Source organism: Roseitalea sp. MMSF_3546 (assembly GCF_030732865.1).
In the GTDB taxonomy this organism is placed as follows: Bacteria; Pseudomonadota; Alphaproteobacteria; order Rhizobiales; family Rhizobiaceae; genus Roseitalea.
Genome location: NZ_JASHKB010000011.1, coordinates 124,649 through 139,109, shown reverse-complemented (window position 1 = coordinate 139,109; position 14,461 = coordinate 124,649). Strand labels below are relative to the sequence as shown.

Annotated in this window: 12 protein-coding genes and 1 pseudogene; 5 read left to right on the top strand and 8 right to left on the bottom strand. The window is 68.0% G+C overall.

What is annotated here, in order from left to right; translation table 11 throughout:
* Positions 1-105: 105 nt before the first annotated feature.
* Together RBB34_RS11095 and RBB34_RS11090 are read left to right on the top strand one after the other, a co-directional pair.
* A pseudogene (locus RBB34_RS11095) lies at positions 106-567 on the top strand (DUF3419 family protein); the annotation flags it as partial.
* Positions 568-776: 209 nt separating this feature from the next.
* Positions 777-1,445 carry a class I SAM-dependent methyltransferase gene (locus RBB34_RS11090; protein ID WP_306119283.1) on the top strand — a complete coding sequence of 223 codons (669 nt, stop codon included), beginning with the start codon at positions 777-779 and terminating at the stop codon, positions 1,443-1,445.
* 25 nt (positions 1,446-1,470) lie between these two features.
* Here RBB34_RS11090 and sbmA read toward each other — a convergent pair whose 3' ends face one another.
* Complete coding sequence (sbmA, locus tag RBB34_RS11085) at positions 1,471-2,769, bottom strand: peptide antibiotic transporter SbmA (RefSeq protein WP_306119282.1); 1,299 nt, start codon at positions 2,767-2,769, stop codon at positions 1,471-1,473.
* A gap of 199 nt (positions 2,770-2,968) precedes the next feature.
* Between sbmA and RBB34_RS11080 the strand changes: the two genes are divergently transcribed.
* The gene (locus tag RBB34_RS11080; RefSeq protein ID WP_306119281.1) at positions 2,969-3,886 is read left to right on the top strand and encodes an EamA family transporter; all 918 of its coding nucleotides are present in this window, start codon (positions 2,969-2,971) and stop codon (positions 3,884-3,886) included.
* Positions 3,887-4,015: 129 nt separating this feature from the next.
* Here the strand turns inward: RBB34_RS11080 and RBB34_RS11075 are convergent, their stop codons facing one another.
* From RBB34_RS11075 to pyrC, 3 genes are all read right to left on the bottom strand, one after another.
* The gene (locus RBB34_RS11075) at positions 4,016-5,860 is read right to left on the bottom strand and encodes an ABC transporter ATP-binding protein (RefSeq protein ID WP_306119280.1); all 1,845 of its coding nucleotides are present in this window, start codon (positions 5,858-5,860) and stop codon (positions 4,016-4,018) included.
* 214 nt (positions 5,861-6,074) lie between these two features.
* Positions 6,075-6,770 carry an orotate phosphoribosyltransferase gene (locus tag RBB34_RS11070; RefSeq protein WP_306119279.1) on the bottom strand — a complete coding sequence of 232 codons (696 nt, stop codon included), beginning with the start codon at positions 6,768-6,770 and terminating at the stop codon, positions 6,075-6,077.
* A 15-nt stretch (positions 6,771-6,785) separates the two neighbouring features.
* Entirely contained in the window at positions 6,786-7,871 is a 1,086-nt protein-coding gene (gene pyrC, locus RBB34_RS11065; RefSeq protein ID WP_306119278.1) for a dihydroorotase, read from the bottom strand.
* A 155-nt stretch (positions 7,872-8,026) separates the two neighbouring features.
* Here pyrC and RBB34_RS11060 point away from each other — a divergent pair, with 155 nt between their 5' ends.
* A complete protein-coding gene (locus tag RBB34_RS11060) occupies positions 8,027-10,555 on the top strand; it encodes a heavy metal translocating P-type ATPase (protein WP_306119277.1) in 2,529 nt (842 codons plus the stop codon).
* A gap of 186 nt (positions 10,556-10,741) precedes the next feature.
* Positions 10,742-12,364: an L-lactate permease gene (locus tag RBB34_RS11055; RefSeq protein ID WP_306119276.1), complete on the top strand. Its 1,623-nt coding sequence runs from the start codon at positions 10,742-10,744 to the stop codon at positions 12,362-12,364.
* Between the two features lie 2 nt (positions 12,365-12,366).
* Here the strand turns inward: RBB34_RS11055 and RBB34_RS11050 are convergent, their stop codons facing one another.
* Genes RBB34_RS11050 through RBB34_RS11035 form a run of 4 tightly spaced genes read right to left on the bottom strand, consistent with a single transcriptional unit; the run spans position 12,367 to position 14,457 of the window.
* Positions 12,367-12,864, bottom strand: a complete 498-nt coding sequence (locus RBB34_RS11050; protein WP_306119275.1) for a hypothetical protein — start codon at positions 12,862-12,864, stop codon at positions 12,367-12,369.
* 2 nt (positions 12,865-12,866) lie between these two features.
* A complete protein-coding gene (locus RBB34_RS11045) occupies positions 12,867-12,992 on the bottom strand; it encodes a hypothetical protein (protein WP_306119274.1) in 126 nt (41 codons plus the stop codon).
* Positions 12,989-13,975 carry a cation diffusion facilitator family transporter gene (locus RBB34_RS11040; protein WP_306119273.1) on the bottom strand — a complete coding sequence of 329 codons (987 nt, stop codon included), beginning with the start codon at positions 13,973-13,975 and terminating at the stop codon, positions 12,989-12,991. The genes RBB34_RS11045 and RBB34_RS11040 overlap by 4 nt, the downstream gene beginning before the upstream one ends.
* Positions 13,972-14,457 (bottom strand): cytochrome c, encoded by a 486-nt coding sequence (locus tag RBB34_RS11035; RefSeq protein ID WP_306119272.1) that lies wholly within the window; start codon positions 14,455-14,457, stop codon positions 13,972-13,974. The genes RBB34_RS11040 and RBB34_RS11035 overlap by 4 nt, the downstream gene beginning before the upstream one ends.
* Positions 14,458-14,461 lie beyond the last annotated feature (4 nt).

Genomic DNA, 14,461 nt, shown 5'->3' with positions numbered 1-14,461 from the left:
AGTGGCTGACCCATCCATACCGGCCTCCTGATCCCGGCACAGAGCCTGAATCAGAAAACCAGCCCCGTGGGAATCCCTTTCGATTCAAAACGCTCGAAATCCGCTCTAATGTGCGATTTTCCGCTGTCGGAGAACTATTTCGCCTGGGCCGCCTTCAATCGCGGCTACGAGCCCGCCGGCAACGGGCCGTTGCCGCCCTATCTTCAGCCGGACCGCTTCGAGGCGCTGCGCGCGAACGCGCACAAGTCGCGCATCCACAACCGCTCGCTGACCGACTTCCTGCGCGACCAGCCCGCCGCCTCCAAGGACTGCTATGTGCTGCTCGACGCCCAGGACTGGATGACCGACCGCCAGCTCGATGACCTGTGGGCGCAGATCACGCGTACGGCGCGGCCCGGCGCGCGGGTGATCTTCCGCACGGCGGGCATCGAGACGATCCTGCCCGGCCGGGTCTCGACCAGCCTGCTGCGGCGCTGGGATTATCACGCCGAGCGTTCGGCCGACCTGCACCGCAAGGACCGCTCGGCGATCTATGGCGGTTTCCATCTCTATACGATGGCGGAATAGGCGGTGACCGGAAGCACCCCCCTCTGTCGGCTTCGCCGACATCTCCCCCACAAGGGGGGAGCGCGGAGTCGAAAGCGCCCGGCGAACACCAGGATTGGAGCCGACCGGACGGCAAGGCACAAGCCCGGCTTCCCTTTCCCCCCTTGTGGGGGAGATGTCCCGCAGGGACACAAGGGGGTGTCACGCATCGGCAAGGTCGGAATCCGCCAATGACCGAAACCGCCGAAACGCAATCCCACTCGCGGCTGATGGATGCGGTCTACCGCAACCAGCGCCACATCTATGATCTGACGCGCAAATACTATCTGCTCGGCCGGGATCACATGCTCGGCCAGCTCGACGTGCCCGAGGACGGCAGCGTGCTCGAAGTGGCGTGCGGCACCGGCCGGAACCTGGCGCTGGCCGCCCGCCTCTACCCTCATGCCCGGCTCTACGGTTTCGACATCTCGGCCCAGATGCTCAAATCGGCGCAGGCGACCATGGCGCGCAAGGGGCTCGAGAACCGCGTGGCGCTGGCCGAGGGCGATGCGACCGACTTCGATCCGGCCGCCCTGTTCGGCGTGCGCAATTTCGACCGCGTCTTCATCTCCTATTCGGTGTCGATGATCCCGGTCTGGAAGGAAGCGGTCGCCCACGCCATGGAGGTGGTGGCGCCCGGGGGCGAACTGCACGTGGTCGATTTCGGCCAGCAGGCACGCCTGCCAAGCTGGTTCGGCAACGCGCTGCATGGCTGGCTCGCCAGATTCCACGTCACCCCGCGCGCCGATCTCGAGACGGTGATGGGCGAGACCGCGCGGGACGTCGGCGGTTCACTCGCCTTCACCTCGCTTTATCGCGACTATGCGCGCTACGGAGTGATTCGCCTGCCCGCCGAGTGATCGCTCATCGGCGCGCGCGGGCGCCCTACAACCCCGACCCGACTGTTTCCACCTCGGGCTGGCGGGCGCCGCCGCCATGGATCTCCAGCCATTCGCGGTCGATATCGGGCAGGTCCTTGTCGTCGATGGCCGCCTCGAAGCTCTGCAGGCGCTTGTAGATCGACAACAGCTCGACGATCGTCGTCCAGGAATTGACGAGGTACTGGAACGAATTGGAGACCTGATTGAAGGCGGTCAGGATCTGCTGGAGGATGCCGAAGGTAAAGCCTACCGCCGCGCCGGCGATGATCGTCGGAATGAGCAGGATATAGACGAAAATGTTATCCGCCTGTAGATACATGAACCGGAACACATTGAAATACATGTATTCCAGATAAAGCCGGAAGTAATTGCGGCGCACATTGCCGAACAGTTCGCGCACCGTCATCGGCTGGGCGCGTTCGGGGCGGTCCTCGCCATAGACCAGCTCCTTGCGATAGGCCGCCTCGACGCGCTGGTTCTTGAACTCAAGGCCCGGCAGGCGGATGCCGGCAAGCGCCAATATGCCGGTGCCGAACACCGACCAGACGATCGCCGCGGTAAAAAGCGGGGCCGGGATCTCGCCGACGATCGGCAGTTCGGTCACATATTGCGACAGCGTCCACAGCACCGGCAGGAAGGCGATCAGCGTCATCACCGCGTCGACGGCGGAAACGCCCAGGCCCTCCATGATGCCGGCAAAGCGCATGGTGTCTTCCTGCACGCGCTGGGAGGCGCCCTCGATGTGCCGTACCTGCTTCCAGCGCGCCATGTAGTAGTCGTTCATCGCCGTGCGCCAGCGGAAGATCCAGTGGCTGACATAGTAGCGGAACAGCACCGCCACGAAGATGAACAGGAAGGCGAGTTGGGCGAAGATCAGGATCAGGCCGAACAGGTCGGCAGCGGTGATGGTCGAATCTTCGCCCAGCGCCTCCTGAACGCCGTCGAAGAAAGGCCGGCGCCAATTGTTGATGGCGACCGAGACCTGCACGTTGAAATAGGTCACGAACAGGATCAGCGACGAGCCCAGAATGGACCAGAACTGCCAGGAATGGGGCGAGAAACGGAACCAGAATCCGGCAAACAGCCCTGTCAGGATCAGGTAATAAAGGTAAAACCACAGAAATTCGGGCGTGGTGAAGTGGCCAAGGCCGATGACCGGCTCGGTGCCGTCGGGCGTGCTGCCCAGACCGAGGGCGGCGCCCCAGCCGCTGGCGCCGGCATACCAGACGATCATGCCGATGGCGGTCCAAACGAGTGCTGACAGAAAGAAGAGCTTGGGTTGGGGAAAAAAGGACTTGAACACGGTGCGGGCTGCCCATTGGTCTGAAAGACATGAATGCTATCGAACGTTGTAGGGAAATGGGAGCGGTTGAACACCCCGGCCGTTCACATCGGCTCAATTCATCGTGGATGGGCAGGGCCGGCAGCGTGCGCAGGCGCGGCGGGCGCGCCGGCGTGAAATTGGTGCCGCCACAAGCCGGAAGGGCCGGCCGGGAGCGGCGGTGACCGGACGCACCATTGCCGATTCCGGCTTTGCCGGGCCGGCGATCGTCGCGCTTGCCGCCGCGCTGTGGGGCACGGCGGGGCCGGCTTCGCGCGTGCTGCTGGAGACAACCGATCTCGATGCCCCGGCGATCGGCTTTGTGCGCCTTGCCATTGCCGGCCCTGCATTGCTCGCGGTCGCGCTGGCGCTGCCGGCCGTCAGGATCGGCTTTGCGCGGCGGCACCGGATGGCGCTGGCCATGATCGGGGTCGGCCAGGCGGCCTATCAGGGGCTTTACTTCGGCGCGGTCGAGCGCGTCGGCGTGAGCATGGCGACGATCGCCGCGCTCGGCGGCGCGCCGGTGCTGGTCGCGCTGCTGGCGGCGCTGGTGCTCGGCGAACGCATCGACCGGCCGGTGGTCCTTGCCATCGCGCTGGCCGGAGCCGGTGTCGTCTTGCTCGTCGGCATTCCCGATGCGGCGGCGCCGGCCGGCGATGGGACCGTCCTCGGCCTTTTCATGGCGCTGGGCGCGGCGCTCGCCTATGCCGTCTTCGCACTGGCCGCGCGCAGCCTTGCGCCGCACCATCATCCGCTGGCGATCCTGGCCGTCGGATTCACGCTGGGGACGGCCATGCTGGCGCCCGCCGCGCTCGCCGGCGGCCTGCCGCTTCCAAAAACGCCCACCGGCTGGCTGCTCGCCGCCTTTATCGGTTTGGTGTCGACCTGCCTTGCCTACGGACTGTTCTTCTTCGGCATGCGCACGACCTCGGCGACGATGTCGGGCGTTCTGGTGCTCATCGAGCCGCTGACGGCGAGCCTGCTCGCCGCGCTCGTCTTCGGCGAGCGGCTCGGGCCGCTGGGCTATCTGGGCGGTCTGCTGCTGGGCGCGGCCGTGGTCGTGCTCGCGCGGCCATGGCGCGCCGCCGCCGGACGATGACCGGGCGCATCGCGGCCGGGACGAACCGCCACATCGCCCCGTGGCACAACGGCGATCGGCGGCGCGGGGCCGGACAAGCCGCAAGCCGGTCGGCCGGCAATCGGCCGGCCCGGCTCCGCCGTGCGCGCATCATTGCGGCATGTAGCCGCCGGTCTGGCGCCGCCACAGCCGGGCATAGAGCCCCTCGCGCTCCAGAAGCTCGTGCGGCCGGCCGCTTTCGGCGATCCGCCCCTTCTCCATCACCACGATCCGGTCGAGCGCCGAGATGGTCGACAGCCGGTGGGCGATCGCCAGCACGGTCTTGCCCTGCATCAGTTCGCCGAGACACTCCTGGATGGCCGCCTCGGCTTCGGAATCGAGCGCCGAGGTCGCCTCGTCGAGCACCAGGATCGGCGCGTTCTTGAGCAGAACCCGGGCAGTGGCGATGCGCTGGCGCTGGCCGCCCGAAAGGCGCACGCCGCGCTCGCCGACATGGGCGTCATAGCCGGTGCGGCCCTTGCCGTCGCCGAGATCGGCGATGAAGCGGTGCGCCTCTGCCATCCGCGCCGCGGCAACGATGTCCTCCATCGACGCCTCCGGCCTGCCGTAGCGGATGTTGTCGAGCACCGAGCGGTTGAGCAGCGCCACGTCCTGGGTGATCACGCCGATCTGCGCGCGCAGGCTCTCCTGCGTGACGGCGCGCACGTCGTGGCCGTCGATGCGCACCGCGCCTGCATCGACGTCGTAGAGCCGCAGCAGCAGGCTGACGAGCGTCGACTTGCCGGCACCCGAAAGGCCGACCAGGCCGACCTTCTCGCCCGACTCGATCGCAAGCGACAGATCGTCGATCACCCGGTTGCCGGCCTCGTAGTGGAACCGCACATGATCGAACGCGATCGCGCCCTCGCGCACCTCGAGCGGCCTTGCGTCCGCGCGGTCGGCGACGGTCGGCGGCGTGGTCAGCACCGGCATGGCATCGCGCACCGTGCCGAGCGCTTCGGCGACCCCCTGGCCGAGCCCGATGAACGCCGTGGCGCTGTGGGAGAGGATGCGAACCACAGCGGCCGCGGCCGCGAACGCGCCGATGGTGACGAAGCCGGCGATCAGCCCCCAGATGCCGATCACGAAGATCGACGCGGTCAATGCCACGTTGAGCAGATGGATCGCGGTCTCGGTGGTGACCAGCATGCGGCGCTGGCGGTGTTCCGTGGCGACCGATTCGGCGATCACGTCGCGGATCGCGCCGGCCTCCGAACCCTCGGCCGCGAACAGCTTGACCATGCGGATGTTGCCGTAGACCTCGGTCATCGCGCCGGTGGCCCGGCTCTGCACCTCGGCGACCTCTTCGGAGCGGCGCGTGTAGATCGGCAGGACGGACCAGGTGAGCAGCCCGTTGGCCGCGATCCACACCGCCACCGGGATCGCCAGCGGCCACGACAGGGCCGCCAGAAGCGCGAACGCGCCGAGAAATTGCACCGCGAAATAGGGGCCGTACTCGAAACCGTAGAGCAACGAGTGCTGCACGGACGAGGTCACCTGGGCGATGCGCGAGGCGACCTGCCCGGCGAACAGATCGTCGAAGAAGCCGACATCCTGGCGCTCGACCGCCTTGTGGGCCTGCCAGCGCATGGCCGCGGGAAGTCCCACCGAGACCGCCTGGCTCATCAGGGCGTCCATCGCGAACTTGACCAGCGGCTCGACGATGACGACCAGGATCAGAAGACCGATCAGCAGCGGCCAGTTCGCCTCGACGAAGTCAGCCGCGCCATCGGCCGCGACGCCGTCGACGACGAACGCCACCGCCCATACGATGACCAGAGAGATGCCGCTCACCGCCGCGGTCGAAAGGGCGACGAGCAACAGCAGCCAGCGGAACATCTTGGCGAAATGCCAGATCAGCTTGACGGGCCCGTCCGGCGGCATCGGCCGGACGGGCAGATCGAGCGGGCGGATCAGGCGCTCGAACGGACGATAGACGACATCGGCGATGGGCATGATGGCTGGTCACTGCGGATCAACCTTGGCGAAGTCGTGGCCGCCTTGCGATGGAGCGCAATCGACATCCGGTTGCTGACAAATGCCGGCCGTGGCAATCGCTACCGAACTCACCACTGCGACAACGGGGATGATCCGGGTCGCACGCGGGGGCGGCGGCACCTGTCCGGCCCGCAGGCCGGATCGTCGGGCATGACTGGCCGCCGAACGGGGTCTACCCCGGCAGTTCGGAGATGCCGCCATGGTTCGCCGACCATTCGACCGGCGCCTTCAGGAAGCTCTCGACCTCCGCGATGGTTTCGGCGGGAAGGGCCCGGCTGTTTCTGGCCACCTCGAGAATGTCCCACCAGGTGGCAAGATAATGCAGCCGCATGCCGGCCGCTTCCAGCCTGGCGGGCGTGTCGGGAAAGATGTCGTAATAGAACACGGCGAAGGTGTCGGTGACATCGGCACCGGCGCGGGCGATCGCCTCGGCGAATTTGAGCTTGCTGCCGCCATCGGTGGTCAGGTCCTCGACCAGCAGCACGCGCGCGCCCTCGGCAAGCGCGCCCTCGATCTGCGCGTCGCGCCCGAACCCCTTGGGTTGCTTGCGCACATATTGCATGGGCAGGCCGAGCCGGTCGGCGAACCAGGCGGCGAAGGCAATGCCCGCGGTCTCGCCGCCGGCCACGGCGTCGAACTGCTCGAAACCGACATTGCGAAAGACCACCGAGGCGGCGAAATCCATCACCGCCGAGCGGATGCGCGGATAGGAGATCAGCTTGCGGCAATCGATATAGACCGGGCTGGCGAGCCCCGAGGTGAAGGTGAAGGGCTCGTCGGCGCGGAAGTGGACCGCCTCGATCTCCAGCAGCATCTTCGCCACCGTCTCGGAGATCACCGCGCGGTCCGGAAAGGTGTTTGAGAACATCGGCAGTCCCATCGATCAAGCGGTGCCCCTGGCTATCAACGATGGCGCGGCGGTGCCAGCGGCGCGGGCAACATTCCAGTGGATCGGGAACATCGGATCGAAGACGGTCACGGGCCCCTCGCCGGTTTCGATACGGTCCGCAAACGCGACCGGCGTTTCCTCGCGCTCGAGCACGATCGCGGTCCGGTTGCGCGGCAGTCCGTAGAAATCGGCGCCGTTGAAGGACACGAAGGCCTCGAGCCGGTCGAGCGCGCCCTCGTCCTCGAACACATGGGCCAGGCATGGGAGCGTGTTGGGCGCGGTGAAGATGCCGGCGCAGCCGCAGGCGGTCTGCTTGGCCGCATCGACATGGGGCGCCGAATCGGTGCCCAGGAAGAAGCGCCCATCGCCGGAGGTCGCCGCCCGGCGCAGCGCCTGGCGGTGGATCTCGCGCTTGGCGACGGGCAGACAGTAATAGTGCGGGCGGATGCCGCCGGCGAGAATGGCGTTGCGGTTGATGATCAGGTGATGGGTGGTGATCGTCGCGCCCAGGTTTGCCGGCTGGCTTGCCACATAGTCGACGCCATCCTTGGTCGTCACGTGCTCCATGATCACGCGCAGTTCGGGCAGGCGCCGGCGCAACGGGTCGAGCACGCGCTCGATGAACACCGCCTCGCGGTCGAAGATGTCGATATCCGCATCGGTGACCTCGCCATGCACGCAAAGCGGCATGCCGATCCGCGCCATGCGCTCGAGCGCGGGCATGGCCATGTCGATGTCGCGCACCCCGCTGGCCGAGTTGGTCGTCGCGCCGGCCGGATAGAGCTTGACGGCGGTGGCATCCCCGGCCTCGAAGGCGGCGGCGAGGTCGTCCGGATCGGTGCTCTCGGTCAGATAGAGCGTCATCAGCGGCTCGAAATCGTGCCCTTCGGGCAGCGCGGCCAAGATGCGGGCGCGATAGGCCCGGGCATCGGCCCCGGTGACGACCGGCGGCAAAAGGTTCGGCATGACGATGGCGCGGGCGAAATCGGCCGATGAATGCGGCAGCACGGCGCGCATCACCGCGCCGTCGCGCAAATGCACGTGCCAGTCGTCCGGACGCGTGATCGTCAGTGTCTTCATGTCCAATCCCCCGGGTAACGGACGTTCGACCCCGATATCAGCCGTGGCGGAACAAACGGCAAGCTCTGACGGAGGATTTCGACAGGCCGCCCTTGACCTTCCCATTACTGGAAGCCCCACCTTCGCGCCAGCAACGCAAACCAAGGGACGAGACCATGAACGCCCCCGTAAGGATCGAGGCCAGCGAAACGGTCACGCTGCCGATCGAAGGCATGAACTGCGCGTCCTGCGTCGGGCGCGTCGAAAAGGCGCTTCAGGCGGTGCCCGGCGTGAGCGAGGCCCATGTCAACTTGGCGACGGAGACCGCGCAGGTCGCCTTTGCCGCTCCGGCCGACCGCGACGCGCTCGTCAGGGCCGTCGACAATGCCGGTTACACCGTGCGTCCGCCCGCGGCGAGCGAACTGGCGATCGAGGGCATGAACTGCGCCTCCTGCGTCGGCCGCGTCGAAAACGCGCTCAAGGGCGTGCCCGGCGTCACCGATGCAAGCGTCAACCTGGCCACCGAACGCGCCCGCGTGCAGGGAACCGCCGACACCGACGCGCTGGTCGCCGCCGTCGCCGCGGCCGGCTATCAGGCGCGGCCGATCGACACGGGCGGGCCGGCGCTCGAGGACACCACGGCACGCAAGGACGCCGAGGAGGCGGGGCTCAGGCGCGACGTGATCCTCGCCGCCATCGCCACGGCGCCCGTATTCGCGCTCGAAATGGGCGCCAAGATCATCCCCGGCATGCACGAGGCGATCATGGCGACCATCGGCATGCAGGCCAACTGGCTGATCCAGTTCGCACTGACGAGTTTCGTGCTGGCGGTTCCGGGCCGCCGGTTCTACCGGCACGGCTTTCCCGCCCTCTTGCGCGGCGGGCCGGACATGAACTCGCTCGTCGCCGTCGGCACCTCTGCGGCCTATCTTTATTCGCTGGTTGCCACCTTCGCGCCAGGCCTGCTGCCGGCCGGCACGGTCAATGTCTATTACGAGGCGGCGGCCGTGATCGTCACACTGATCCTGGTCGGCCGCTGGCTGGAGGCGCGCGCCAAGGGCCGCACGTCCGAGGCGATCCAGCGGCTCGTCGGCCTGCAGGCCCGGACGGCGCGCGTGCGCCGCGACGGTGCCGCCGCCGAGATCGCGGTCGCCGAGGTCCGGCCCGGCGATATCGTCGAGGTTCGCCCGGGCGAGCGCGTGCCGGTCGACGGCGAAGTGGTGGAGGGGTCGAGCTATATCGACGAATCCATGATCACCGGCGAGCCGGTGCCGGTGGCCAAGACCGAGGGGACGACGGTCGTCGGCGGCACGGTCAACCAGACCGGGGCGCTCGCCTTCCGGGCGACCGCCGTGGGCGCCGACACCATGCTTGCCCAGATCATCCGCATGGTCGAACAGGCGCAGGGCGCCAAGCTGCCGATCCAGGCGCTGGTCGACCGGGTGACGCTGTGGTTCGTGCCGGTCGTCATGGGCATCGCGGTGGTGACGTTCATCGTCTGGCTGGCCTTCGGCCCGACGCCGGCGCTGACCTTTGGCCTGGTCAACGCGGTCGCGGTGCTGATCATCGCCTGCCCCTGCGCCATGGGCCTTGCGACGCCGACCTCGATCATGGTCGGCACCGGCCGCGGCGCGGAGATGGGCGTGCTGTTCCGCAAGGGCGAGGCGCTGCAGGTGCTCAAGGGCGCCGATGTCGTCGCGCTCGACAAGACCGGCACGCTGACCGAGGGCAAGCCCGCCCTGACCGATCTCGAACTGGCCGAGGGCTTCGACCGCGCCGACGTGCTGGCGAAGATCGCCGCCGTCGAGGCCAGGTCCGAACATCCGATCGCGCGCGCCATCGTCGAGGCGGCCGAGGCCGAGGGCCTCGACCTGTCGCAGGCCGACGGGTTCGATTCGGTCACCGGCTTCGGCGTTTTCGCCGATGTCGGCGGCACGCGCGTTCAGATCGGCGCCGACCGCTACATGGCTGATCTCGGCCATGACGTCGCGCTGTTCGCCCGGACCGCGGGCCGGCTGGCCGACGAGGGCAAGTCCCCGCTCTATGCGGCCATCGGCGGCAAGCTCGCCGCCATCGTCGCCGTCGCCGACCCGGTCAAGCCGACCACGCCCGAGGCGATCGCCGCGCTGCACGATCTGGGCCTGAAGGTGGCGATGATCACGGGCGACAACCGGCGCACGGCCGAGGCCATCGCCCGCCGGCTCGGCATCGACGAGGTGGCGGCCGAAGTGCTGCCGGACGGCAAGGTCGATGCGGTCCGGCGCCTGAAGGCCGAGCACGGCACGCTCGCCTTCGTCGGCGACGGCATCAACGACGCGCCGGCGCTGGCCGAAGCCGATATCGGCATCGCCATCGGCACCGGCACCGATATCGCCATCGAGGCCGCCGACGTCGTGCTGATGTCGGGCAGTCTGAAGGGCGTGCCCAACGCCATCGCGCTGTCCAAGGCAACGCTCGCCAATATCCGCCAGAACCTGTTCTGGGCGTTCGCCTACAACACCGCGCTGATCCCCGTGGCGGCGGGCGTGCTCTATCCGGCCTTCGGGCTGCTGCTGTCGCCCATGCTGGCGGCCGGCGCGATGGCACTGTCGAGCGTGTTCGTGCTCGGCAACGCGCTGCGCCTGCGCCGGTTCACAGCGCCGATGCCCGCCTCGGAGGCGCGCGGCGGGCCGGCGCCGCGCTCGGAACTGGCCCCGGCCGAATAGGCCGTCCAAGCGCCATCGGGCCGTGCGCAGACCCGTGGCGCGGTTCCACCGCGAGGTTGCCGGTCATCATCGGCGTCGTCATCGTGTCGGCGCCGATGCTGTCGTCCCCGCCGGCGATCGGTTTTGACCTTTACACCCGGTCCGTGTCGCCAGATATCGCGCTGTCGTCACCAATCGGGGCCAGCCATGTTCGTCCTCGCCGCCCTCACGCCGCTGATTGCCGTGTTCGGTCTTTTGGTCGTGCTGCGTCTGCCGGCGGCGCGGGCCATGCCGCTGGCGCTCGTCATGACGGCGGCGGTCGCCTATCTCGTCTGGCAGGTGCCGGCGCGTCGCATCGCCGCCGCCTCGCTGGAGGGACTGCTCATCGCCGCCTCCATCCTGTGGATCGTGTTCGGCGCGATCTTCCTTCTCAATGTCCTGCGCCAGAGCGGCGCGCTGACCGCCATTCGCGACGGCTTTTCCCATGTCACCCCCGATTCGGCCGCGCAGGTGATCCTGATCGCCTGGCTGTTCGGCGCGTTTCTGGAAGGGGCGGCCGGGTTCGGCACGCCGGCGGCGATCATCGCGCCGCTGCTGGTCGCGCTCGGGCACACGCCCATGGCCGCGGTCGTGCTGGCGCTGGTCGCCGACAGCAGCCCCGTCTCCTACGGCGCGATCGGAACACCGGTGGTAATCGGCCTTGCGCAGGGGCTGCAACCGGGCGGCGTGCCGGCGCCGGGCCTTGCCGAAGCGCTCGGTGGTGGCTCGCTGGAGGCCTTCATCGCCTCGGTTGCGGTCCGCGCCAGCCTGTTCGATCTGTTCATCGGCTCGGCCGTTCCGCTCGTCCTGCTGGTGATCCTGGGCCGGTTCGTCCGCCCGCGGGCACCCTGGTGGCATGGCCTGCGCGCCTGGCGCTTTGCGCTCGTCGCCGGTCTTGCCTTCACCTTGCCCGCGCTCGCCGTCGCCTGGGCCTTCGGTCCCGAATTTCCCTCGCTCATCGGAGCGCTGATCGGTCTTGCGATCATGGTGCCGGTCGCCCGCAAGGGCTGGCTGCTGCCGGACACCGGCGCCAGCGGGGCCAAGGGCGAGACGGCCCAGGATGAACCCGCCATGGCGCTGTGGCGCGCCTGGTCGCCCTATGTGCTGCTGGCGCTCGTCCTGGTTCTCACCCGGCTGGACGCCTTGCCGCTCAAGGCCTGGCTGCAGGACGTCACCGTCTCCTGGGGCGATATTCTCGGCACGGGGATCGCGGTGGCGATCGCGCCACTTTATTCGCCGGCGGCAAGCTTCGTCGCCGTGGCGCTTGCCGGCATCGCCCTGTTTGGCATGCGGCCGGCGCAGATCCGCGGTGCGCTGCGCGAAGGCATCCGCCCGGTGATCGGCAGCGCGCTGGCGCTTGGCGCTTCGGTGGCGACCGTGCGGGTGTTCCTGCAGACCGACGTCAACGCGGCCGACCTGCCCAGCATGCCGATGGAACTGGCCATCGTCGCCGCCGACGCGGCTGGGGCGACCTGGCCGATCTTTGCGCCGCTTGTCGGTGCGATCGGCGCGTTTCTTTCCGGCAGCGCGACGTTCTCGAACATGATGTTCGCGCTGTTCCAGTTCAGCGCGGCCGAGCGCGCCGAAGTCTCTGCGCACAGCGTCCTGGCCGCGCAGATGCTCGGCGCCAATGCCGGCAACATGGTCTCGGTCGTCAATGTCGTCGCCGCCGCCGCGGTGGTCGGGCTGATCGGCCGGGAAGGCCAGGTGATCCGCCATACGCTCGCGCCGATGCTTGCCTATGCGCTGCTGGCCGGGTTCATCGCCTGGATGGCGACCGATCCGCTATGAGCCTAGGGAGCGGTCCGTGACGGGGTCGATCCGCCGCGATTGCGCACGATCCGGCGGGCAAGGCTCGCAACGAGAAGGGGAATGACAAGCCACTGCACCAGCGGCGAAAGACCCGTTCCGAAGGGCGGCACGCGCGGCATCAACTCCGAATAGGTCCAGCGCAGCGATACCTCGGTATAGTAGTATTCGAACCCCACGGTGAGCGCCACGCCGACGGCGACGAACAGGCCGAGCTGCCAGCCGGCCGGATCGGCGATCCAGCGCCGCGAGCGCGCCGCCAGTGCCGTCACCCAGAACGCGGTCAGCGCAAAGCCGACATCGCCGACCGTGGCCGAGGTGCACAGCTTGATGCCGTCCCAATGCGGCATCTCGGCCATACCGGCATAGGTCGGCACCTGAAGGTACTCCCAGACGAAGTGCAGGCAGAACGACAGAAAGGCCACCGTGACCTCGGGCACGGCCCAAAGCGAACGATCCGCGCCTTGCGTTTCGGCGGTCATGGTCATTTCATCAGATACTTGATGAGCGCGGCGATGCCGAGCACCAGCAGTGCGACGATCAGGAGCCAGACCAGGCCCATCCCGCCGAACCACCAGCCGCCATCCATCATACCGTTTCCAAACATCATCGATCATGCTCCTTGCGTTGTGATTGCCCGCCCCGCGCGCGTTGCGGGATCGGGCTTGCTTGCGGGTTTGCCCTGACGTCGATCGCCGCCGCCGCGTCTTCGTCGAGGCATTCGGTCTCGATCTGCAGGGTCGCAAAGAAGAAGCCGAAGCGCTCGCGCAGCATCTCGTGCGCCCTGTTCAGGATATCGGCCGCCTGGCCCTGCCAGTCGGGGTCCACGCGAATATGGGCCGAAAACACATGGCGACCGCTGGTCAGCGCCCAGCCATGCACGTGGTGAATATCGGCGACGCCCTCCAGTTCCGCCAGCGCGTCGGCGACTTGCGAAAGGTCGACCCCGGGCGGCGTGCCGTCCATCAGAAGGTGCATTGAATCGCGCAATATGCCCCAACTGGCCCACAGCAGCACGATGCCGAAGCCGATCCCCAGCAACGGGTCGATGGCCAGAAAGCCGGTCACTTCGATGACCAGCGCGGCCACGATGATGAGCAGGCTGCCGACGAAGGTCTGGATGATGTGCCAATAGGCGCCGCGCACGTTCAGATCCTCGCCCTGCTGACGCCACAGCAGCGCCAGCGCAACCACCTCGGTGGCAATCCCTCCGGCGGCGACCAGCAACATCGGTCCGGTCGGCAGGTGGATCGGCTCGCCAAGGCGCATCAGCCCCATGACGATGACAACGAGCGCCATGACCAGAAGGAACGCTCCGTTGACCAGCGCGCCGATAATCTCGGCGCGGTACCAGCCGAACGTGCGTTGCAGGTCGGCCGGCCTGCGGGCGATGCGCGCCGCCACGATGGCGACCAGCACGCCGCCGACGGCGGAAAACGTGTGAAACGCATCCGACAGGACGGCGATCGAGCCGGTCCACAGGCCGACGATCAGTTCGGCGACGAAGTACAGCCCGGTCAGCCAGGCCGAAATCGTCAGAGCCCGGCCGCCGGAGGGCAGATGACCGGCATGTCCGCCGTGCGGGGCGCTCATTGCCGGCTCTCCGCGTCGCGCCGGTTAAGCTCGTCATGGCCGAGCCGGATCTGTTCGGGCCAGGTGCTCTTGATGTAGCTCAGTATGGCGATGATCTGCTCGTCGGTCAGCGTGTCCTCATAGGCCGGCATGGCCGAGCGGTAGTCGTCGAGCCCGGCGGCGCGGGCGAGGCCGTATTTGGTGATCGCGAACAGCACCCGGTCGGGATGATGCCAGGTGTGGCCGGTCTCGTCGTGCGGCGGCGCGGGCATCAGTCCGTCGGCCCCCGGCGTCCGCCAGTCGGGCTCGCCCTGCAGGTCCGCTCCGTGGCAGGAGGCGCAATTGGCCGCGTAAAGTGCCTGGCCGCGCGCGACCAGCGCCGCGTCGCCCGGACGCAGCAGACCGTCGCGATCCGCCGCACCGGGGGCCAGTCCGACGATGGCGGCAAGCCCCAATGTGCCCGCCACCGCCGCGCCCGCCGCAAGCCCGATCATGCGCTTCATGTCA